Raw genomic sequence first — 22,623 nt, 5'->3', positions numbered from 1 at the left:
ATAGAACCAAAAACCTATGAACAAACAATTACTGCTCATTCTCTCTGCCTTTCTGCTGGCAGTTTCTGCCTATGCCCAGGAAGCTCTTTTCCGCGCACAAAACATCATCTCTCCAGAGATTCACGAAGACAATTCGGTGACTTTCCGACTCTTTGCTCCCAATGCCAAGTCCGTTCAGGTGACGGGGGATTTTCTCCCAACTGTGAAAATGGACACTCCCATGGGGCAAATGGACGGTCCCGGAAAAGCTGAACTTACCAAAGATGAAAACGGCGTTTGGTCCTTGAAAACAGGCGCTTTGGGACCGGAACTCTACAATTATTCCTTCATCATCGACGGGTTTTCAACCACTGATCCAAGTAATCCTTTCCTGATTCGTGATGTGGCTTCTGCTACCAATATTTTCATTATCGGAGGTGGACATGCAGACTTATTTAAGACCAATGACATCCCCCACGGTTCGGTAACTCGCCGATGGTATGACTCTCCAGGATTGGGCATGGACCGTAGAATCACCATCTACACCCCTCCGGGATACGAAAAATCAACAGAAACCTACCCTGTCCTTTACCTCCTTCACGGTGCAGGTGGTGACGAGGAGGCTTGGATCAACCTGGGCAGAACTGCCCAAATCATGGATAATCTGATCGCCCAAGGCAAAGCCAAACCAATGATTGTGGTGATGCCAAACGGGAATGTAATCCAGGATGGAGCGCCGGGCGAAGGCAGCAAAAACTTCTACAAGCCTCAGTTTATGATCCCAAAGACCATGGACGGAACTTACGAAGGTGCATTTAGCGACATCATCAAGTTTGTCGAAAGCAACTACCGCGTAAAAGCTGACAAAGCCAATCGCGCGATTGCAGGTCTTTCCATGGGCGGATACCATACTTTGCACATTTCACGATATCATCCAAACACCTTTCATTACATGGGACTTTTTTCAGCGGCCATCATGCCAAGAGAAGATGCCACAGGAAAAGTGTACAGCAATTTCGATGAGACTTTAAAGGCCCAAATGGACAATGGATACAAGCTCTACTGGATCGCTATCGGGAAAACCGATTTCCTTTACAAAGCGAATCAGGAATACCTTGAAAAGCTTAAAGGCATGAACATGCCGCATGAATATGTAGAAAGCGAAGGTGGGCATACTTGGAGAAACTGGAGAGTGTACCTGACCCAATTTGCTCCCCGTCTTTTTCAATAATCGATAAACCTTTTACCCTATGAAGTTCAACTATTTAATCAACAGCATAGCCCTAATTCTCCTATTGGGAATTTCAGCCAAAATCCAAGCCCAGGAAATCAGCGCCATGTCTGCGCCCCGGGTAGTTTCCCCGGAAATTAATACAGACAACTCGGTCACATTTCGAATTCTTTCTGAAAAGGCAAATGAAGTCACACTCAACGGCAGTTGGATGGGGTTTCGAGAAACTCTTCCTCTCGTCAAGGGAGAGCAGGGTATTTGGTCGGTGACCATTAAGCCACTTCCTTCTTCCATGTATCATTACAATTTCTTCATCGACGGAGTGGCGGCCATCGATGTCACCAACCCGCATGCGCTTAGAGATGGTACCCGCTATGCCAGTTTGCTGATGGTACCGGGAGAGGGTTCTTCCGTCTTCCAACTTAACGATACCCCGCATGGTAATATCTCACAAGTTTGGTACCCATCACCTACGCTTGGTGCTGACCGCAGAATGTATGTATACACTCCTCCTGGATATGATTCGGGAAAAGAATCCTATCCGGTGCTGTACCTCCTTCATGGTGCCGGCGGTGACGAAGATGCTTGGTCTTCTCTGGGTCGCGCCAATTTGATTTTGGATAATCTGATCGCTTCTGGAAAAGCAAAGCCTATGATTGTAGTCATGACCAATGGTAACGCTTGGCAGACTTCTACCCTTCGCCAAATCCCGGGACTACCAGCCCCGACACGAGAGACTTTCGCTCAGTACCAGGGCCAGTTTGAAAAGAGTTTGGTGGAAGATGTGGTGCCTTACATTGAGAAAAACTTCCGGGTAAAAGCCGACAAAGACCACCGAGCTTTGGCCGGACTTTCCATGGGTGGAGGTCACACGATTACTGCCTCGATCACCTATCCGGGTACCTTCGGCTATATCGGCGTATTCAGCAGCGGGATCTTTGATGCCAATGCGGATATGATTGAAATGGAGAAAAAATTCACTGCTCTCAAAGCCAGCGGAGTAAATAAGTATTGGGTAGCCTGCGGAAAAGAGGACTTTGTGATGGAATCCAACAAAAGACTCTTGAGCGTCTTGGACAAAACCGGATTTGAGCACGAGTACTTCGAAAACGAAGGAGGGCATACCTGGGCCAACTGGAGGACTTACCTATCCATGTTTGCGCCGATGTTGTTTTAAAGAATTGAATCAAATACCTATAACTATATTCGAAAGCGCAGTCCAAGTTGGGCTGCGTTTTTTTCTTTTCCATCCAATGCCCTATATTTTTCAAAAACTTACTATGAACAGACTTTTAAAACTTGAGGAAATAGGCTTGTTTATTCTTGGATTGGTTGCCTTCCATTGGACAGGAGTATCTTGGTGGTGGTTTGCCGGATTGATTTTGCTACCGGATATCGGTATGCTGGGCTATCTGGTAAATGAAAAAATTGGTGCCAGGACCTACAATCTTTTCCATCATAGGGCAATAGCGATTATGATTTTTGGGTTGGGATTTTTTCTCAACAGCCACCTATTTGAAATCGCGGGGATAATTCTCTTTTCCCATATCGCGATGGATAGGATTTTCGGATATGGACTGAAGTATGAAAAAGGATTCAAATTCACTCACTTGGGAGAAATAGGTAAAAAATAAAGCTTCTCTGATTTTCAGAGAAGCTTTAACAATCAACCGTTTACCACTGCACCTGGAGGAAGCTTTTGTACAATTCTAAACTGCCCTTTGGTCACTTTGATCGTTTGCCCTTCTTTTGTTTTGAATGTCCCAGCAAACTGCCCCTCGACCGTTCCGATAAACAAGCTGTAAGTACCATTCATAAAACTGAAGCTCGTTTGTTTTCCTTCAAATTTGTTGATTTTGACTGTACAGGACGAACCGGGGATTTTTTCTGATTCCAAAAAACCATACTCATGCGCTGAGTAAGCAAAATGCTTCACATTGTTCTTTTTGACAAAGGCCGTCATAAAGAGGTTGTTTCCATTGGTTCCATTGCCGGGCCCAAGATTTCTGCCGGTCTCATATGTGCCGGCACCTAGGGGAATCCAATAAATTCCTCCAAAGGAAAAGTCATTGTTGGGCCCCCAAAAACCGATCGTAATCGTTTTGTCTACATTGAGCGTATTCGCGATCTCTGCCGTGTTGGTCACTTCCACTCCATCGATCTCCATCTTATAGACATTTTCCTCTGTGGTCAAGGTGTAGGGAAAATTCAAATCATTTGAAACTTGCTGAGGATCATCCGGATCCATATCCCCACCTTCGGTACAGGACATCAAAACGCCCGCAACAATCACGAGCCACTTCCATTGAAACAGTGATTTTTTCATAGAAAATTAATTTTAGTACAATTCAAAATTCAAGGATACATCAACCAATGACCATACGGCAAATGCCCTAAATCAAAAAATTTTGTCTACCCTTTTGGAACTAGTGAAATCTTCATTTACTTTGCATCACAAAGTACTTTTAACCATGAGAAAACCAGAACATGATTTAACAGAAATCAAGTCGATGATGGAGCGGAGCACCCGCTTTCTCTCGCTCAGCGGATTAGCAGGAATACTCGCTGGGATTTACGCTTTTGCGGGAGCTGGGATTGCCTGGTATTGGATTTACTTTCCCTCCACTGAATATGGCATGGGCACAGAAATGATCAGTCCTGCTGATCTTCAGTTCAATCTCCTTGCACTGGCGGTGGTTGTCCTGGTATTGGCTATTGGAACCGCCTATTTGCTCAGCCAACAGAAAAGTCAGAAAAATTCCCACCAATTCTGGACTCCGGCAAGCAAGCGCTTTCTTTTGGCTTTATTTATTCCCGTGGTGGCAGGAGGACTGTTTTCTTTGGCCTTGATTCATGAAAGCACTTATCAGCTGATCGCTCCTGCCACGCTGATTTTCTATGGACTGGGATTGATCAACGCTTCCCATTTCACCTTGGGAGAAATCAAAAATCTTGGAATCGGTCAGCTGATCTTAGGTATACTTTCAGCATTTTTCCCGGAATTCGGACTGATTTGCTGGGCTTTGGGCTTTGGGGTTTTGCATGTGATCTATGGCTCCATGATGTATTATAAATACGACAGATAAGGTGAAGGGGAATTACGACAAGGCATTTGAAAATGTCATCCGATTGCGCATCATGTCCATTCTGATGGTCAATGAGCGCTATGACTTCAATTCCTTCAAGGAAATACTGGAAGTCACTGATGGAAATCTTGCCTCTCACCTCAGAAACCTGGAAAATGCCAACTATATCCAAGTAGAAAAATCCTTTGCCGGAAGAAAACCTCTGACTAATTACACCGCCACTCAAGAAGGAAAAAAGGCTTTCCAGTCCCACTTGGATTTCCTTGAACACCTGATTAAAGAAAACAAAGCTTAAAAAAATTTATCTATTCACTTTGAAAATCAAAGTACTTTCCAAAACCTAATTCAATCAAAAATGAACAACTCTCCTTCCGCTCTTCCTTCTTTCCATTGGAAAGACCTGATGCTGCCTTCATTTATTGGATCAAGCCTTCCTTTGGCTTGGTTGCTTTTCATCCTCCTTACCAAGGAGGATCTCTTTGAAACCTGGATGTTTTACCCTCTCACCATCATCCCCTTGGGAGGTGCAGTGGGCGGGATTTTCTTCTATCTGATGGGGTTTCTATGGTTCCCAAAGGGAAATCAGAAACTAATTGCCGTCATTTTTAGCACCCTGATGTATTTCGTGACCCTATGGATCAGCGCCGTCCTGGCCTTTGCGATTACAGGACATTGGAATTAAAAAAACGTAAATTCACCTACCCCTCCTATACTATGAAAGAGCAAATCCTTTCCAATCTCGACCAAGCTGGCGAGCTGGAAAAAATCTACCGAAAAAACAAGTCAGAGTTTAAGTCAAACTTTAACTTTCTCTACCCTGAAATCAAAGGAAAAGGACTGGCGGACTTCTGGAATGCCCGACTAAACTATGAGTCTGATGCTGTCTCTTGGGGCAGTTTCAGGGAATGGCGCTTTTTATTACTAGCCGCATTATTTGCCTGGATTTTAGCCAAACTGCCTAGCTTTTTGGACATAAACGAGGAATACTTCTATCCCAGAAATATGGGTTTTGTAGTATTCCCTTTTGTATCGGCCTATTTTGCCTGGAAGAAAAACTTATCCCTTACTAGTCTGGTCATTCCCATTATCACGGTTTTGGTAGCAGCTTTGTACATTAACCTTCTCCCAGACAATCCCGAAAGCGACACCTTGATCTTGGCATGTATCCATCTTCCTCTGCTGCTTTGGGGAATGTTGGGATTTGTTTTTTCCGGTGCAAAGGGCAAAAACCTCCCTTCCCGACTTGCTTACATCAATTTCAACGGAGATGCAGTCATCATGGGAGCTGTGCTATTGCTGTCCGGGCTTCTTCTTTCCGGAATTACGGTCGGGCTTTTCGGCTTGATTGGAATAGATATTGAAAAGTTCTACTTCGAATACATCGGTGTATTTGGACTGGCAGCGGCTCCACTAGTAGCTACCCATCTCACGCAGACCAATCCCCAACTGGTCAACAAAGTGCCTCCGATTATTGCAAAAATCTTTAGCCCATTGGTGTTGATTATGCTTCTGATTTATTTGGGAGCTATCGTTTATGCAGGAAAAGATCCCTACAATGACCGAGAATTTTTATTGCTGTTCAACTTGCTGCTGATCGGAGTGATGGGGTTGATTTTCTTTTCGGTAGCCGAGTCTGCGGAGGAAAAGGCCTCCAACCTTGCAAAATGGGTTTTAACCTTGCTTTCCTTCGCGACCATCATTGTCAACCTAGTCGCCTTATCCGCTATCGGGTTCCGGATTTCGGAATGGGGAATTACTCCAAACCGACTGGCTGTACTTGGAGTGAATATGTTGATGCTGATTCATTTGGTGTTGGTCAACCAAAAACTGATGCTGTCCCTGAGAAAAGAGCATTCCCTAAAGGAGGTCTCCCTTGTGGTGGTTCGCTATTTACCTGTCTACTTGATTTGGACAGTCCTGGTGGTTTTTCTGTTCCCGGTGGTTTTTGGATTTGAATGAAAGGAAATCCCGGAAGCTATTTACTCCTTAATGAGACAATAATCTTGAGCCCAATAATTCTTTGTTCAGAATTAGGTATCTTTCAGCTTCAAAACCTTTACCCGATGATGAAAAAAACCAATCTCAGCCTTACCCTACTCTTGGCTTTGATCTTAGGATTCTCTTCCTGTGGCCCCAAAACCGAAGAGCAAGTTGAAGAACTTGCGGTAGAACAGCCTGCCAAATTTGGAGGACTTGCCCTTTACACTGTTCGAGACTCTATGGCAAGCAATCCGAAAGCTACGCTTAAAGCTGTGGCCGATGCAGGATATGAATATGTAGAAGCTGCCAACTATGAAGATGGCAAGTTTTACGGAATGGCACCTGCCGAATTCAAGGCTTACCTCGATTCTCTTGGCCTTCGTGCAATCAGCGCTCATATGGGCATAGTCAATATGGAAAATGCCGACCAGCTGATTGCCGATGTGAAAGCTGCTGGTATTGCTTATTTCGTGATTCCAGTACCTCCGATGGGCATGTTTACTTTTGATCCTGCGACCCGCAGCATGGGGATGAAAGGTACTGCCGATGATTTGGTGAAAATAATGAACACCCTCGGCGAAAAATGCTACAATGCCGGCCTGACGCTTTTGTATCACAACCATGACTTCGAATTCAAGCCAATGGCAGACGGCACCGTGATCGAAGATGTGCTATTGGAGAAGTGCGATCCTAAGTTTGTGAATTTCCAAATGGACCTTTTCTGGGTGACCAAAGCTGAAGTTGATCCACTGACTTACTTCGAAAAATACCCCGGTAGATTCAAGGCATGGCATGTAAAAGACATGAATTCAGAAGGCAACTTTGCTCCCGTGGGCACCGGAAACATAGATTTCAAGCGGATTTTGGCACAGAAAGAAAAATCCGGTTTGGAGTTTTACCTCGTAGAGCAGGACAACACTTTTGATCTAGACCCGATGGAAGCGATCAAAATCAGCCACAAAGGGTTGGGAGACATTGGTTTCAAATAAACATCCAACTTCCTGGAATAGAAAGCCAGCCCGAAGGCTGGCTTTTTTGTTTTTAGAAAATCCTATTTCCAGGAACATTGGCAATTATCCCAATTAATAAATCAGATGTTTTTAAGTAAATTCAGTAGCCTTTGGCAAATCACAACAATCCTATCATGATAAATCTGATTTCCATTTTTCTTCTGCTCGCAAATCCTTTTCTACGCCAACCTTTTGAAGAAAAACCCAATATCGTCCTAATCCTAGCCGATGACTTGGGGTGGTCTGATATTGGTTGCTATGGAAGCGAGGTGGAAACTCCCAATCTGGATTGGCTTGCTGCAAACGGCGTCCGCTTTACCCAGATGTACAATACTTCTAAATGCAACCCCTCTCGGGCGGCGTTGATGACCGGATTATATGCTCAGCAAGTAGGTTACGAAGCTAATTACCAACAGCCTTTGGTCAATGGAATCACACTAGGAGAACTTCTCCAATCCGCCGGATACCGAACGCTCTGGTCAGGCAAACACCATGGCTTTGACCATCCCATGGACAGGGGTTTCGACCGATATTTTGGACTGATGGAAGGAGCTTCCAATCATTTCAATCCAGGACCACAGCGTCAAGGAGAGGCAAAACCCGCTCAAAAAAGACCAGATCGGCCCTTTTACGAAGATCGCACACTTTATCAGCCTTTCTCCGCACCCAAAGGCTATTATTCCACGGATTATTTTACCAAGTATGCCATTCAGTGGCTGGAAGAATACAAGAACGAGGAAAACCCCTTTTTCCTCTATTTAGCTTACACAGCTCCTCATGATCCTTTGATGGCTTGGCCCGAAGACATCGAAAAATACAGGGGAAAATATGCCGAGGGATATGAGATTATCCGGCGAAAACGTTTTGAAAAGCAAAAGAAGCTGGGAATTATCTACGAAAACCAGGCGATAAGTGAAGCAACCCATGTCCCTTGGGCTTCTCTTTCTGATTCCCTAAAAAAAGTTGAAGAGCAAAAGATGGAAGTCTATGCCGCAATGATCGATCGAATGGACCAAAAAATCGGAGAGATCATCCAAAAACTTCGGGAATTGGGCAAATTGGAAAACACGGTTTTTATTTTTCTTTCTGACAATGGGGCATCAGCGGAAATGGTAAATCTACCCGGAGACGGGAAAATCGGAAGTGTTGGACAATGGACCTCCTTGGGAGAAGATTGGGCAAATGTGGGAAATACCCCACTCCGGTTTTATAAAAACTATTCTTTCGAAGGAGGAATCAAAACCCCTCTGATCATTTCCTGGCCCAAAGGCTTAGCCCATCACAACGAGTTAAATCCTTTCCCTTCGCACCTGATCGACATCCTGCCTACCTTGAGAGAGCTTTCCGGAGCAAATTACCCTACTATCCATAAAGGGAAACCTGTGCTCCCTGAAGCAGGTGAAAGCCTTTTGCCAGCTATTCGTGGCGAGAAATCGCAACGCGAAACACCCATTTTTTGGGAGTGGTCGATAGGAAGGGCAGTCAGAAAAGGCGACTGGAAACTGGTAGCTCATGGAAAAACAAGCCCTTGGGAACTGTATGACTTGAAAAATGACCCATATGAAACCAAAAACCTAAGCTCTCAATTCCCTGAAAAAGCAAGAGAATTAGAGAGTCTTTTCCTAGAGTGGAAAGAATCCCTGAGCCAATAAGTAGCGGAAAGATGGAAAGATTAGGAATGACAATAGAATAAAATTAAAGGCGGTAAACTCACTCCATCAAACCCAATGAAGGAAAATACGACCGTAATTATCATCGTTACCCTCTTAGCCATCCATTTTTTGGCAGGTATAGGCTGGTTGCTTTATAAAGTCATGAGGGCAAAGCCAACCAAGAAAGACGAAGAATAAGTAGTCCTCTACGAAAATGAAGTTTTTGTAAAGTTCTCATAAACCTAAAAAAGCCCCGTTCATATTTCCTATTTTGGCGCAGTAATCCAATCCTCAAGTCTGAAGCCCATGAACAAGCTGTTTTTAATTTTCTTTTCTATGGTTTTCCTTTCTCAATTCACCATTGCTCAAACCACTTTTCATGTGAACAAGGTCATTGCACACCGCGGAGCCTGGAAAACACAGGGTTTGCCTCAAAACTCACTTGCTTCTCTTAAAGAAGCTGTACGATTGGGTTGCGAAGGATCGGAGTTTGACGTATGGATGACCGCCGATGAAGTACTCGTCGTCAACCACGACCATGATTTTCAGGGGATCGACATCGAAACCTCCACCTATGAGCAGCTTTTAACCAAAAAGCTGCCTAATGGTGAAAAAATCCCCACCTTGGAGGAATACCTTAGGGAAGGAATGAAACAGTCCGGAACCAAGTTGATCTTGGAATTTAAGCCTTCGCGGATCAGCGTGGAGCGAAGTGAGCGGGTGGGTGAATTGTCAGTGAAAACCGTACAGAAACTTGGCGCTGAGAAGTGGGTAGACTACATCACTTTCAGCTATGAAGGCGGAAAAAAAGCCATTGCCACCGATCCTAAAGCCAATGTAGCCTACCTCAGTGGTGATAAAACTCCTGCACAATTGAAGGAAGATGGATTTTTTGGTTTTGATTACAATATCCGGGTCTTGAGGAATAAGCCTGAGTGGATTGCCCAAGCGCAACATCTGGGTTTGACCACCAATGCCTGGACAGTCAACAATGAGGAAGACATGAAATGGCTTTTGGAACTTAAAGTAGACTTTATTACCACCGATGAGCCTGAGAAGCTGTTTGAAATTCTATCCAAACAATAATTGATCGAGCCTATTTAAGCAGCTTTTGGGATCCTAAGGTAGAAAACAGAACCTTCTCCGGGAACTGATTCTGCCCACACAGAGCCTCTTAAATATTCTGAAATCTTTCTTACCAAAGCCAAACCAATTCCTAAACCTCTCGCCTCTGTATTCGGATGGAGCCTTCTGAAGACAACAAAGGGATCTATTGAATCCGAATCATCAAATCCAATTCCATTATCTCTTACCGAAAATTGCCACCATCGCTCTTCTTCCTGACAGGAGATCTGGATTTTGGGTGATTCATGAGGGCTATTAAACTTCAACGAATTGGAAATCAATTCATTGAAAATCTGAATCAAATACGTCTTGGGCGCCTCTATTACAGGCATTTCATCTGTCCAATCAATTTGGGCATTGGTTCTTAAAATATTCTTTTTTTGTAAAAAAATCACCTTCTGGATAACCTCAGTCACCTCAAATCTCTCCGTCTTCTCCTTGGTTTTCCCTACCGAAGCCAAGTCCAATAATCCAAGAATGATTTCCCTCATTTTCATTCCTCCTTGGGTAGCAAAGTCTATGTACTGGTTGGCTTTTTCATCCAAATGGGAGGAATACTTACGCTTGAGTTGCCCCAGAAAACTGATCATCATCCGCAATGGTTCTTGAAAATCCTCAGACACTCCTTTAATCAGTTGATTCAGATTGGCATTTTGGATCTCAAGTTCATGCACCAATTCATTTAGATCCTCCTGCTTGAGCAGCAACACTTCCTCCATCTTTTTAGTAGCCACTATGCTTTGATGCATCTTTTCAAATAGAATGGGCACCACCTTCGCAATTACTCCATTCACAAAAACAACATTAACCGATATCGCAAACCAGCCCACAAAGTCAATTTTCTCGGCAGAATTAGACCTGAAAAAATTATAATTCATCTCAAGCCCGAAAAGAATGCAAATCAAGGCACCAAAAAAAACACTATACCAACTATCCTTTGGAGGAAAAAGCAAGGCAACAAAAACTCCTGATGCCACCAAATACATCAACCCAGGCCCAAAAGAACCCAATTCCACCATCAAGGCTAAGGCAAGGGTATTCGTCAAAAAAATCAGCAAAATCTTTTTTGTTTTCAGCGAAGGCAATTGGGTGAACCCCATCAGATATACAACAAATACGGCCAGAATATCAAAGAGAATCAGAAGATGAAATCCCCCCATGAAATTCACCCAAAAACTGGGTATGAGAGCCAAAAGCGAAAAAGGAATCAGGTAAAGAAGAATGACTCTAAAAAGATAGTCTCTCCAATAATCAAGTGAGGTCTCCGGTCCTTCCAATGGAGTACTTCTCCACACCAATTCTTTATATTTTTCCCAAACCTTCATGAAATCAGCCGAATAAGCACTAAAAATAGGAATTGAGATTTCCTCAAGCCTGATGCTTGCAGATTTATATAAATGATCTGCTGTTTGATGGGTTTCTTTTGAAAAATGAGATACTTACGGGTAAGTAAGAAAACCCGCAGTCTAACTACCTAGCTATAAGAAGTCGTCTGGGCCTTTCTTTGGTCCACTATTGCACCGTTTTTCCATCCCTCTACAAAAAAATATTCCCAAAAAGTCAAATGCTTTTTGGGAACACACTAATTCAAGAGTATTATTTACTTGGCCGGAAGAATCTGGGAACTGACTTCACCGAATCCTACCCGGATACCTTCCCTTTCAGCAAATCCTTTCATGATGACCGTATCTCCGTCTTCAATGAATTTGCGTTCTTCTCCATCTTCCAACTTTACGGGCTTGGTTCCTTTCCAGCTCAACTCCAACATGGAACCAAAAGAATCCTCTGCCGAACCGGAGATCGTCCCGGATGCCATCAGGTCTCCAACGTTGATATTACAGCCATTGACCGTGTGATGGGCGAGCTGTTGGGCGATGTTCCAATACATGTATTTAAAATTGGAGCTGCAGACCTTACTGGATTTTTTACCTTCCGGCTGGATATACACCTCCAGATTGATATCAAAGCTGTGAGTTCCTTTGCACTTCAGATAATCCAAAACTTCAGGTTCTTGTAAAGGCCCTTGTACCCTGAATGGCTCCAGCGCCTCCAGAGTGACCACCCATGGTGAAATGGAGGAGCCGAAGTTTTTACCCAAAAAAGGCCCAAGGGGTACATATTCCCAAGCCTGAATATCCCGGGCGGACCAATCATTAAACAGCACAAACCCGAAAATATAATCCTCTGCTTCATCCGCTTCTACCGAATCTCCCAATTTGGTAGACCTTCCCGTGATAAACGCGAGCTCCAGTTCAAAATCCAACCTTCTGCTTGGTCCGAAGGCAGGCTTTTCCATGTCCGGGTCTTTAAACTGTCCTTTGGGACGGTGAATCGGAGTACCAGAAACAACTATAGAGGAAGCCCTACCATGATAACCCACCGGAAGGTGCTTCCAGTTGGGAAGAAGGGCGTTTTCAGGATCACGAAACATCTTGCCAACGTTTGTAGCATGCTCGATACTGGAGTAGAAGTCCGTATAATCTCCGATCTTCACCGGCATGAGCATCTCTGCTTCTTTACGATTGACCATGACCTTTCCGCGGGCGGAGTGATCTCGAAGTTCTCCGTTTTCCGCTAACAACAATTGCTGAACCCGTTCACGAATTTTCTTGGTTTGGGCTTTTCCCAAAGAGATAAGATCATTCAGGGAATCCTTGATAAAAACTCCTTCAGGGAGGAAAAGGGAGGAAAAAAAACCTTCCTGATCCAAAATACTCAAGTCGACTATTTTATCTCCTATCGCTATCCCAATCCGGGGATTGAGTTTTTTGTTTTTGAAAACACCGAAAGGCAGGTTGTAAATGGTGAAATCAGAATTTTTGGGAACTTCCACCCAAGTACTCAAGGTGGGAATTGAACTATCGCTCATTGTCAAAATTATTGAACGGACAAAGTTAGCCTTATCCCCCGAAATGAAAAATCAACATTTGAGATAGTCTCTGATGATTCCTTCCCTTTTCCAAATCAAAACCATTTATCAAAAAACAATACCGAATTAAATTTTGAGTAGTAATTTCCCAAAGTAAACCCTTTGTTCTATGAGATCAATTATCAGAATTCTCGCTTTTTTGTTTTTCTTGGGACTGTCTCCAACAGTCTATTCTCAGGATAAACCCATTTTGGTTCAGCTGGACGAAATCGCCGTCATCGACCAAAAAGTAATGATGCCCATGCGTGATGGCACCCGTCTCGCTACGGACATCTATCGTCCCAAAGGCGATCAGAAAGTACCCATTGTATTTTCAAGAACTCCCTACAATTTCAATACCTATGGTAACGGGGAGATGAATACACGAACCCTCCAGTCTGCTTTGGAATGGGTCAAAAAAGGCTATGCTTATGTGGTCCAAAACGAGCGTGGAAGGTTTTTTTCCGAAGGCAACTGGGATATCTTAGGCACTCCGCTGACTGATAGTTACGATGCTTTCGAGTGGATGTCCAAGCAGTCTTGGAGTAATGGAAAAATTGGACTTTTGGGCTGTTCTTCCACTGCAGAATGGCAAATGGCCGCCGCCTCACTCAATCATCCTGCCTTGGGAGCCTTAGTTCCTCAGGGGTATGGAGCAGGTGTAGGCCGTATCGGTGAGTTTTATGAGCAAGGAAACTGGTACCGTGGAGGTGCCGGACAAATGCTGTTTACGGCTTGGCTCTACAGTACCCAGCACGACCCGATGGCACCAAGACTACAGCCGGGCATCGAGCAAAAAGATCTTCTTCGATTGCAGCGATTCTATGACATGGCTCCGGAATACCCTCGAGTAGACTGGAAAGAAGGATTGGCTCACCTTCCGGTTCAGGACATTATCAAAAATGCCGGCGGCCCAATGGGAATCTATGAAGAAATGATCACCCGAAAGCCCAACGATCCTAGGTGGTATCAAGGAGGTCTATTTCATGACAACATGCCTTTTGACAAACCAAGCATGTGGTTCGTATCGTGGTATGATGTCTCCTCCTCTCCCAACATTGCCCTTTACAACCATGCTCGCAAAAATGCCATCAGCCAAATGGCCCGGGACAATCAGTACCTGATTATTGCTCCTGTACTTCATTGCTCATTCACAAGAGCTACTGAAAATACTATTGTGGGCGAACGTAGCGTTGGCGATGCGAGATGGAATTACGATGAGGTGATCACCGCTTGGTTTGACCTTTGGCTGAAAGGAAAGGACGAAAGCGGCACCATTGCCAAGCTCCCAAAAGTGACTTACTACACGATGGGAATTAACAAGTGGCAATCTTCTGATGTATGGCCACCAAAAGAAGCCGTGATGACTCCTTTCTTCCTAGAATCTCAGGGAAAAGCCAACACCAGAAACGGTGACGGAAAGCTTGTAGCCAAAGCTCCTAAAGCAGAAGTAAAAGACACATTCAAGTATGACCCGATGAATCCGGTCATGTCCCATGGCGGAAATGTCTGCTGCACGGGAAATGCAGTACAAGGAGGAGCAATGGACCAAAGCGAGATGGAATTGAGAGACGATATTCTGGTCTACACTTCTGAACCTTTGGCTGAGGGAGTGGAAGTTTCAGGTTTTATCGAGAGCTACCTCTACCTCTCCTCAGACGTAAAAGACACCGATGTGACCATCAAATTGATCGATGTCTACCCTGACGGAAAAGCTTACAACCTGGATGAAACCATACAGCGGGTTCGCTATCGTGAAGGCTACGATAAAGAAGTATGGATGGAAGAAGGAAAAGTCTATGAAATAAAAATGACTCCGATGAGTACTTCCAACTACTTCGAAAAAGGACATCGCATCCGCATCGAGGTGAGTTCGTCCAACTTCCCCCGTTTTGACCGCAACATGAACACAGGAGGCAACAACTATGACGAAACAGTAGGAAAAGTCGCCACCAATAACATCCATCATGGCGGTAAGTTCCAAAGTCGAATTGTGCTCCCAATGATTAAAAAATAGAGCATTTCAACTAAAATTAAAAAGGCAGGTTTTATGACCTGCCTTTTATCTTTTAAACCCAAGCTTTTAAAAGTTTTAAAGCCAATTTATCAGGATAAAAATCCATTCGTAACTTTTTTTCTACATTCTGTCGATTTAAAGGAATGGATACACTTTTTTTCGCTAAATAGTCATAAACAAAATATTCTTTATCCTATGTTTAAACTTTACAAAACTCTGCTTTCCCTGGCATTCCTTTGGGGCTCTGTTGGTTGGGCATTTGCCCAATACACAGTCACCGGAAATGTGTCAGACGAACGAACTGGTGAACCAATTATTGGTGCCAGTATTCTGATCAAGGGTACGACATCCGGGACAATTACTGACCTGGATGGAGGATTTTCCATCAATGTGCCTACCAATGCAGGTGCAACGTTGGTTTTTTCTTCCATTGGATACCTAAGCCAAAGTGTGGATGTAGCACCAGGTGTAAGTATTCTTAACATCAAACTCAAACAGGATGCGACCAATCTGGAAGAGGTGGTCGTCACCGGCTTGGCTACTTCGGTAAAGAGAAGTAACCTCGCCAATGCCGTGACTTCGGTATCATCCCGTGATCTATTGGGCACGACCACCATTCAGACTACAGATGGTGCGCTCTACGGCAAAGTCCCAGGAGCAACGATCCGATCCAATGGGGGTGCTCCGGGTGGGGGTATTTCTATCCAGCTTCGAGGTATTTCTTCTCTGACCGGTGCTTCTCAACCCTTGATCATTGTGGATGGGGTATACATCAGCAATTCTTCACAAAGAACAGGTAGAGCCACGGTCTCAGGAGCTGGAGCTAGCAACCAAGATGACGGATCCAACCGTCTTGCGGATCTTAACCCTGCCGACATCGAAACGATTGAAATCCTGAAAGGACCTTCTGCCGCAGCCATCTATGGTACTCGTGCAAATGCCGGAGTAATCATCATTACTACCAAGCGAGGCACTGAAGGCCGAACCACTGTTTCTCTTTCACAGGATGTGGGATTTGCTCAACCCCTGAGGCTATTGGGAGTAGACGATTGGAGTGAAGAAAAAATCAACTTTTTCTTCCCTGAATCCAGAAGACCTGTAGAATTGCAGCGTTTCCGTAATGCACAATCCACCGGTACGTTTGTAGACTATGAGGACTATTTCTACAACAACCAGGCAACACTTCTTAATACCCGCCTAAACGTGAGTGGGGGAAATGAAAAAACCAAATTCTTTGTATCAGGGAATTTCACAGATGAGGAAGGAACCGTAAAAAACACCGGCTTCAACCGATATTCCATCCGAGCCAATTTGGATCATAAAATCACGAATTCCATCAAACTTGGCGTTTCCTCCAATTACATCCGAACCGATACGGACCGAGGTTTTACCGGAAACCAAAACAACACCGGAGCTTCCATCGGTTACTCTATCGCATATGTACCCAATTATTTTGATCTGAGAAGAAATGCCGACGGAACTTATCCTGTCAATCCTTATTTCTCGGAAAATCCGGTTGCCGTAACAGATAATGCCAGAAACAATTCCTTGGTAAACCGTTTTATCCAAGCATTCACCTTGGATGTGGATCTTTTAAAGACCAATAACAGCTTCTTGAAAGCTCAATTTTCAGGTGGCTTGGATTACCTGCAAAACACTACCTTGATCTACCTACCTGAATTCCTCCAGTTCCAAAGAGCTCAGGCAAACCCTGGTGATGTTCTGAAAGGAAAGCAAGAAAGCTTCAACACCAACTTCCAGGCTGCATTGGTATATAACTGGAACCTTGGATCGGTAAACTTGAACACTTCTGCGGGTCTGGTAAGATTGGATTTCAAGGACAATGCACTGTTTAACCGTGGCAGAGGCTTAGTTCCTGGACAAACCAACCTACAGCAAGCAGCGATTCAGGAAATCAACCAAGAGTTCAACAGCAAGATTTCTGATGCTGGGGTTTTTGTACAGCAGGAAGCCAACTGGGAAGATAAAATCATCGGAACTGTTGGTCTGCGATGGGATAAATCCACTCTGAATGGGGACCCCAACAAAATGTATGCTTTCCCAAGAGCCTCAGTAGCATTCAATGTCGCCAACTTTGACTTCTGGAACGTGGGCTTTATGAATCAATTGAAGCCAAGGATAGCTTACGGGGAAACTGCCGGCCCGGTAAACTTTGGAGCTACCTTTACCCCACTGGGAGGCACCAACATCGGAGGCCTTTTGGGTTCTGTGGTAAGTACCCAGATCGGAAACACCCTCATTTTACCTGAAACTGCTCAGGAAATTGAATTTGGAGTCGATGCAGGTTTCTTCAATAACCGCTTGAGTTTGGAAGCGACCTATTACATTAAATCTACCCAAAACAACATACAAAACCTCAACCTCTCTCCCTCCACAGGGGTGACCTCTACACCAAGTAATGAGGCTGAATTAGAGAATAAAGGGATTGAATTGTCTCTATCCGGTACCCCCATCGAAAGCGGTAATTTCAGATGGTTTAGCCGTGTCATGTTCTGGAAAAATGACCTCATGATGACCAGACTTGGCATCCCAACGTATATCGCCGGAGCATTTGGATCAGGATTGGGTACATTCCTCTATGCGGAAGGATACTCTCCAACCACCATCGTGGGTACTCCTGCCGATGCCAGTGTACCGGGAGGATTTACCATTTGGGGAGATGCGCAGCCTGACTTCAACATGTCGTTCTACAACACCTTTAACATCATTAAAGGGCTTGAATTTTCATTCTTGATTGACTGGAAAAAAGGCGGAGACAACATCAACCTAACTTCCTTCCTAAATGATGGTGGTGGTACAACCAATGGCTGGTTTAATGATGACAACGGAGATGGAATTCCAAACGGTCGCCAAAGACCGCCTGCACCATACAACAATGCAGGACGTTGGGTACAAGATGCCAGTTTTGTAAAAATCAGGGAGATCGGGCTCTATTACACCGTTCCTAAAACCACAATTTCCAACTGGTTTGGAACCACTGTCCAAAATATTCGGGTAGGTACTTCTGTAAACAATGCGTTCTTGTTTACAGACTATGAAGGATATGATCCTGAAACCTCCACTTTTGGAGCTCAGGCAGTTGCCAACAACGTGGATATTGCTCCTTATCCAACTCCACGCCGCGTATTCTTCCATTTAACTGTTGATTTCTAAACCGGCCTAATCATGAAAAACTTAAGAAATTATTTCGCTTCTGCTCTGGTTACCGCCGCAATCCTATCCAGCTGTAATCCATTGCAACTTGACGAGGTTCAAGACCCAAACAACCCGTCTGAAGCCTCAGTATCCAATAATGCCACGCCTCAGCAAATCCAGTTTTTGATCACTGGACTAGAGTCCCGTCATAGAGGGTATGTGACCAATATCTCTCAGGCCTGGAATACTTTCGGCCGGGAAATCTGGTATTTGAATGCATCGGACCCAAGATTCCAAACTGATTGGTTAGGGCAAAATGGTCGTGTTCCCGACCGGGCCTACTTTGGCTTTGGTACCACAGGCGGTGGCTCTTGGGCTTCGCCTTACCAAGCGATCAAACAGGCTGATGTACTGATTACTTCGGCAGCAAATACCAACCTTATTCCTGAAACATCCAAAAGTGCGGTGAGAGGATTTGCGAAAACCATTCAAGGTTTCCAATTTATGATCCCTGCCAACTTTGTTTATCAAAACGGAATTCGAATTGATGTGAAAGACCCTTTGAACCCTGGTCCATTTGTTCCTTATGCCCAAGCTCTTGACGCAATCAAAGCGATCTTGGATGAAGGGGATGCCGATCTACAGGCTGCCGGAACTGGGAATTTTCCATTTGCGCTCACCAGAGGTTTTAACGGTTACAATTCGATTGCTGGTTTAAGACAAGTCAACCGTGCAATCGCTGCCCGATTGAATGCTTACAGAAAAGACTGGCAAGGAGTTTTGACTGCCCTGAATGCTTCATTTATGAATCTAAATGGAGACTTAAATGCGGGACCTTCGCATCCTTATGGTGCTTCTCCGGATGTGTTTAATCCTTTGTTTTATGTTCCCAATGCAGCGGTAAACACCATCATTGTGGTGCATCCTTCTGTATTGAGAGATACGATTCCGGGTGACCGTCGTGTGAGAACCAAATTCTTCCGCAGAACTACCCCTGTGACGGTGACTACTGATGCGGGAGCGCTCGTGGGTACACACCAGGATGCGCGTTGGGCTACCAACACGGCATCCATTCCGTTTATCAGAAACGAAGAATTGATCCTCTTGAAAGCTGAAGCTCATGCCAACCTAAATCAGGCAACTCAGGCTGTAGAAGCTATCAATGTCATCAGAAATGCAGCAGGTATTGGCCCTTATACAGGAGCTACGACGCAGGCTGCGCTGATCGATGAAATTCTGTTCCAAAGAAGATATTCCCTTTGGGCGGAGCCTTGGGGCCACCGTTGGATTGATGCCCGTCGCTATGAGCGTCTGAATCAGATCCCTACCAGCTTCGACGGAGGTACGATCTTCACCCAATTCCCTCATCCTCAGGCTGAGTTGAGCTGGGATCAATACAAAGGAGATTAATCTCTGAATTCCTTCATGCAAAAAGACCGGCAGCGATGTCGGTCTTTTTTTATTGAAAAGATCAAATGAGTTTCTTGCAAAGTCAAAGAGATGCAAAGATTGCTTTCGGAAAAACAGCATAACCAAATCTCCTTTGCGCCTTAAATACCTTGGCGAAAACCGAATCTCCAAATTCCAGCTTGTTGTCCTGCTTCTCCAGAAGCTGGACATTCGACTTTTCAAATTTGATATACAGACTATTGGCAAAAATTCAGCACATCAAATAATGAATGAAGAATAACGAAGTGTGATCTTCGGAAAAGCAGCACAACCAAATCATCAAAATCAACCAAGGCCTTCTGGGCTTTTTCCACTATTTTTGCCCCTTCGAAAAAACACATACGTATGTCTATTGCCAGCAAATACGAACCGGCAGCCGCCGAGGCCAAATGGTACGCCTACTGGATGGAGCATAAGCTCTTTTCCTCTCACATCGACCACAGCAAGGAACCGTACACTATCGTCATCCCTCCGCCTAACGTCACCGGCGTGCTCCACATGGGCCATATGCTGAACAATACCATCCAAGACGTACTCATCCGACGAGCCCGAATGCAAGGCAAAAATGCCTGCTGGGTACCTGGTACTGACCACGCTTCCATCGCTACGGAGACCAAAGTAGTCCAACTCCTCAAGGAAAAAGGGATAGAGAAAAAAGACATTTCCCGCGAAGAATTCCTAACCCATGCCTGGGAATGGAAAGAAAAATACGGAGGCATCATCCTCGAGCAGCTTAAAAAACTCGGTGCTTCCTGCGACTGGGATCGCACGGCATTTACCATGGATCCAGGACTCAGCGATGCGGTGATTTCGGTGTTTGTGGACTTGTACAAAAAAGGAAAAATCTACCGAGGCATCCGCATGGTCAACTGGGATCCAAAAGGCCAAACTGCCCTCTCGGATGACGAGGTAATTATGAAGGAGATTTCCTCCAAGCTCTACTACATCAAATACCAAATCGAGGGAAGTGAAGGTCAATTCCTGACCATTGCTACTACACGTCCAGAGACCATCATGGCCGACGTGGCGATCTGCATCAATCCGAATGACCCTCGATTCACACACCTGAAGGGTAAGAAAGCGATTATACCACTTATCAACCGAGCCATACCAATCATCGAAGATGAGTACGTAGATATGGAATTTGGTACAGGATGCCTCAAAGTGACCCCTGCGCACGATATCAACGACTACGAACTCGGCCTCAAGCACAAACTCGAGGTAATCGATATCCTCAATGATAACGGTACGCTCAACGAGAAAGCTCAAATTCTAGTGGGTGAAGACCGATTCATTGCCAGAAAGAAAATCGGCAAACTTCTGGACGAAGCCGGTCAACTCGAAAAAATCGAAGACTACAAGTCCAACGTCGGGCATTCCGAGCGTACCGATGCGGTGATTGAGCCTAAGCTATCCTTGCAGTGGTTTCTCAAAATGGATGAAATCACCAAGCCTGCTTTCACTTCAGTAATGGAGGACGTGATCCAACTTCACCCACCGAAGTTCAAAAACATGTACCGCGTATGGATGGAAAATGTCCGCGATTGGTGCATCTCACGCCAACTCTGGTGGGGGCATCGAATTCCGGCATTTTATCTACCCAATGGTGAAGTAGTTGTAGAAAAAACCGCCGAAGAAGCTTTGGCGCTGGCAAATGCTCAGTTCAACACCAACTACACACTGGCTGACCTGAAGCAAGACGAAGACGTTTTGGATACTTGGTTTAGCTCCTGGCTGTGGCCGATCTCGGTATTTGACACAGAGGTATTTACTACAGGCAAGCCAAACGAAGAACTGAAGTATTACTACCCGACCAATGACTTGGTCACTGCACCGGAGATCTTGTTTTTCTGGGTGGCTCGAATGATTATAGCCGGGTATGAATACCTTGGAGAAAAGCCTTTCAAAAACGTCTACCTCACAGGTATTGTCCGGGATAAATTGGGCCGTAAGATGTCCAAATCCTTGGGCAACTCCCCTGATCCCTTGGACTTAATCGCTCAATATGGTGCGGATGGGGTAAGAACTGGGATGCTTTTCTCCTCTCCTGCCGGAAATGACCTTCCATTCGATGAAAAGTTGGTAGAGCAAGGCAGAAACTTCGCCAACAAAATCTGGAATGCCTTCCGATTGGTAAAGGGTTGGGAAATCGATCCAATTCTCGACGGCACAGCCAATGCTGCAAGCTTGGAGTGGTTTGAAAACCGATTCAACCAAGGATTGGCAGAGATCAACGAGCATTTCGAAAAATTCCGAATTTCAGATGCCTTGATGGCCACTTACAAATTAGTCTGGGATGACTTCTGCTCTTGGTATCTGGAGATGATCAAACCTGCTTATCAGCAGCCAATCGATCAAGCCACATACGAAAAGACCATTGAGTTTTTCGAAGGCATCTTGAAACTTTTGCATCCGTTTATGCCCTTTATCACCGAGGAAATCTGGCATCAGATCAAAGAAAGGTCAGTAGAAGAATCCTTGATTCTGGCAGCTTGGCCTGAGACAAAATTCTTTGACCCAAAGATCATCGAAGAGGCTGCACAAGTCTTTGAGGTGGTGTCTCAGGTGAGAAACCTTCGTGCATCCAAAGGCATGTCTCCAAAAGAAGCCCTTGACTTGAGCATCAACGCTAAAACCCCTGAACTCTACAGCCGATTTGCAGCAGTATTGACCAAATTGGCAAATCTGTCTTCGCTAAACTTTGCTGAAAAGGTGGACAATGCGATGAGCTTTGTGGTGAAAGCAGACGAGTGCTTTATCCCAATGGGCGCCTCGATCAATATCGAAGAAGAAAAAGCCAATCTGAAAAAGGAACTGGAATATACCCAAGGCTTCCTGGCCTCTGTGATGAAAAAGCTCAGCAACGAACGCTTTGTCGCAGGTGCACCAGCCAACGTCATCGAATTGGAACGTAAAAAGCAGGCGGACGCTGAAGGGAAAATCAAGGCCTTGGAAGAGAGTCTGGCGAAGTTGGGGTGATTAGGGCTTCGTTTTTTGGTTATTGAATTTATAGAAAAATCCAGAGTTGTG

The 22,623-nt window shown here is 44.8% G+C and carries 18 protein-coding genes; 15 read left to right on the top strand and 3 right to left on the bottom strand.

All coding sequences use genetic code 11. The annotated features are described in order from the left end of the window. The first annotated feature begins 16 nt into the window (after window positions 1-16). The 3 genes from DDT91_RS05545 to DDT91_RS05535 all read left to right on the top strand — a co-directional run bounded on the left by DDT91_RS05545 (window position 17) and on the right by DDT91_RS05535 (window position 2,844). Complete coding sequence (locus DDT91_RS05545) at window positions 17-1,210, top strand: esterase (protein ID WP_187175153.1); 1,194 nt, start codon at window positions 17-19, stop codon at window positions 1,208-1,210. Window positions 1,211-1,229: 19 nt separating this feature from the next. Beyond that, window positions 1,230-2,387 carry an esterase gene (locus tag DDT91_RS05540; RefSeq protein ID WP_187175152.1) on the top strand — a complete coding sequence of 386 codons (1,158 nt, stop codon included), beginning with the start codon at window positions 1,230-1,232 and terminating at the stop codon, window positions 2,385-2,387. Window positions 2,388-2,490: 103 nt separating this feature from the next. Next, on the top strand, window positions 2,491-2,844 hold the full coding sequence (locus tag DDT91_RS05535) for a DUF4260 domain-containing protein (RefSeq protein WP_187175151.1): 354 nt from the start codon (window positions 2,491-2,493) through the stop codon (window positions 2,842-2,844). 32 nt (window positions 2,845-2,876) lie between these two features. On the opposite strand, the gene DDT91_RS05530 is transcribed toward DDT91_RS05535, so the two are convergent. Next, entirely contained in the window at window positions 2,877-3,536 is a 660-nt protein-coding gene (locus DDT91_RS05530; protein WP_187175150.1) for a hypothetical protein, read from the bottom strand. A 145-nt stretch (window positions 3,537-3,681) separates the two neighbouring features. Between DDT91_RS05530 and DDT91_RS05525 the strand changes: the two genes are divergently transcribed. The 8 genes from DDT91_RS05525 to DDT91_RS05495 all read left to right on the top strand — a co-directional run bounded on the left by DDT91_RS05525 (window position 3,682) and on the right by DDT91_RS05495 (window position 10,024). Next, complete coding sequence (locus DDT91_RS05525) at window positions 3,682-4,296, top strand: hypothetical protein (RefSeq protein ID WP_187175149.1); 615 nt, start codon at window positions 3,682-3,684, stop codon at window positions 4,294-4,296. Between the two features lies 1 nt (window position 4,297). Continuing rightward, the gene (locus DDT91_RS05520) at window positions 4,298-4,591 is read left to right on the top strand and encodes a winged helix-turn-helix domain-containing protein (RefSeq protein WP_370539292.1); all 294 of its coding nucleotides are present in this window, start codon (window positions 4,298-4,300) and stop codon (window positions 4,589-4,591) included. A 60-nt stretch (window positions 4,592-4,651) separates the two neighbouring features. Beyond that, entirely contained in the window at window positions 4,652-4,978 is a 327-nt protein-coding gene (locus DDT91_RS05515; protein WP_187175148.1) for a hypothetical protein, read from the top strand. Window positions 4,979-5,010: 32 nt separating this feature from the next. Then, window positions 5,011-6,255 carry a DUF4153 domain-containing protein gene (locus tag DDT91_RS05510; RefSeq protein ID WP_187175147.1) on the top strand — a complete coding sequence of 415 codons (1,245 nt, stop codon included), beginning with the start codon at window positions 5,011-5,013 and terminating at the stop codon, window positions 6,253-6,255. A gap of 104 nt (window positions 6,256-6,359) precedes the next feature. Beyond that, window positions 6,360-7,265, top strand: a complete 906-nt coding sequence (locus DDT91_RS05505; RefSeq protein ID WP_187175146.1) for a sugar phosphate isomerase/epimerase — start codon at window positions 6,360-6,362, stop codon at window positions 7,263-7,265. A gap of 155 nt (window positions 7,266-7,420) precedes the next feature. Then, window positions 7,421-8,938 carry an arylsulfatase gene (locus tag DDT91_RS05500; RefSeq protein WP_187175145.1) on the top strand — a complete coding sequence of 506 codons (1,518 nt, stop codon included), beginning with the start codon at window positions 7,421-7,423 and terminating at the stop codon, window positions 8,936-8,938. 75 nt (window positions 8,939-9,013) lie between these two features. Next, window positions 9,014-9,136 carry a hypothetical protein gene (locus DDT91_RS20590; RefSeq protein ID WP_255502033.1) on the top strand — a complete coding sequence of 41 codons (123 nt, stop codon included), beginning with the start codon at window positions 9,014-9,016 and terminating at the stop codon, window positions 9,134-9,136. A gap of 108 nt (window positions 9,137-9,244) precedes the next feature. Then, window positions 9,245-10,024, top strand: a complete 780-nt coding sequence (locus DDT91_RS05495) for a glycerophosphodiester phosphodiesterase family protein (protein WP_187175144.1) — start codon at window positions 9,245-9,247, stop codon at window positions 10,022-10,024. 14 nt (window positions 10,025-10,038) lie between these two features. Here the strand turns inward: DDT91_RS05495 and DDT91_RS05490 are convergent, their stop codons facing one another. Both DDT91_RS05490 and fahA read right to left on the bottom strand, forming a co-directional pair. Further along, a complete protein-coding gene (locus DDT91_RS05490) occupies window positions 10,039-11,388 on the bottom strand; it encodes an ATP-binding protein (RefSeq protein WP_187175143.1) in 1,350 nt (449 codons plus the stop codon). 275 nt (window positions 11,389-11,663) lie between these two features. Continuing rightward, a complete protein-coding gene (fahA, locus tag DDT91_RS05485) occupies window positions 11,664-12,932 on the bottom strand; it encodes a fumarylacetoacetase (RefSeq protein WP_187175142.1) in 1,269 nt (422 codons plus the stop codon). A gap of 169 nt (window positions 12,933-13,101) precedes the next feature. On the opposite strand from fahA, the gene DDT91_RS05480 reads away from it, so the two are divergent. From DDT91_RS05480 to DDT91_RS05465, 4 genes are all read left to right on the top strand, one after another. Next, window positions 13,102-14,988, top strand: coding sequence for a CocE/NonD family hydrolase (locus tag DDT91_RS05480; protein WP_187175141.1), 1,887 nt, complete (start codon window positions 13,102-13,104; stop codon window positions 14,986-14,988). Window positions 14,989-15,183: 195 nt separating this feature from the next. After that, window positions 15,184-18,162 (top strand): SusC/RagA family TonB-linked outer membrane protein, encoded by a 2,979-nt coding sequence (locus DDT91_RS05475; protein WP_187175140.1) that lies wholly within the window; start codon window positions 15,184-15,186, stop codon window positions 18,160-18,162. A 12-nt stretch (window positions 18,163-18,174) separates the two neighbouring features. Continuing rightward, window positions 18,175-19,554 (top strand): RagB/SusD family nutrient uptake outer membrane protein, encoded by a 1,380-nt coding sequence (locus tag DDT91_RS05470; protein WP_187175139.1) that lies wholly within the window; start codon window positions 18,175-18,177, stop codon window positions 19,552-19,554. 384 nt (window positions 19,555-19,938) lie between these two features. After that, the gene (locus tag DDT91_RS05465; protein ID WP_187175138.1) at window positions 19,939-22,572 is read left to right on the top strand and encodes a valine--tRNA ligase; all 2,634 of its coding nucleotides are present in this window, start codon (window positions 19,939-19,941) and stop codon (window positions 22,570-22,572) included. Window positions 22,573-22,623: the final 51 nt, after the last annotated feature.

The organism is Algoriphagus sp. AK58 (assembly GCF_014324365.1).
Taxonomy (GTDB): Bacteria; Bacteroidota; Bacteroidia; order Cytophagales; family Cyclobacteriaceae; genus Algoriphagus.
Note: the sequence above shows the minus strand (reverse complement) of the source record. Positions and strands in the feature narration are given on the sequence as shown.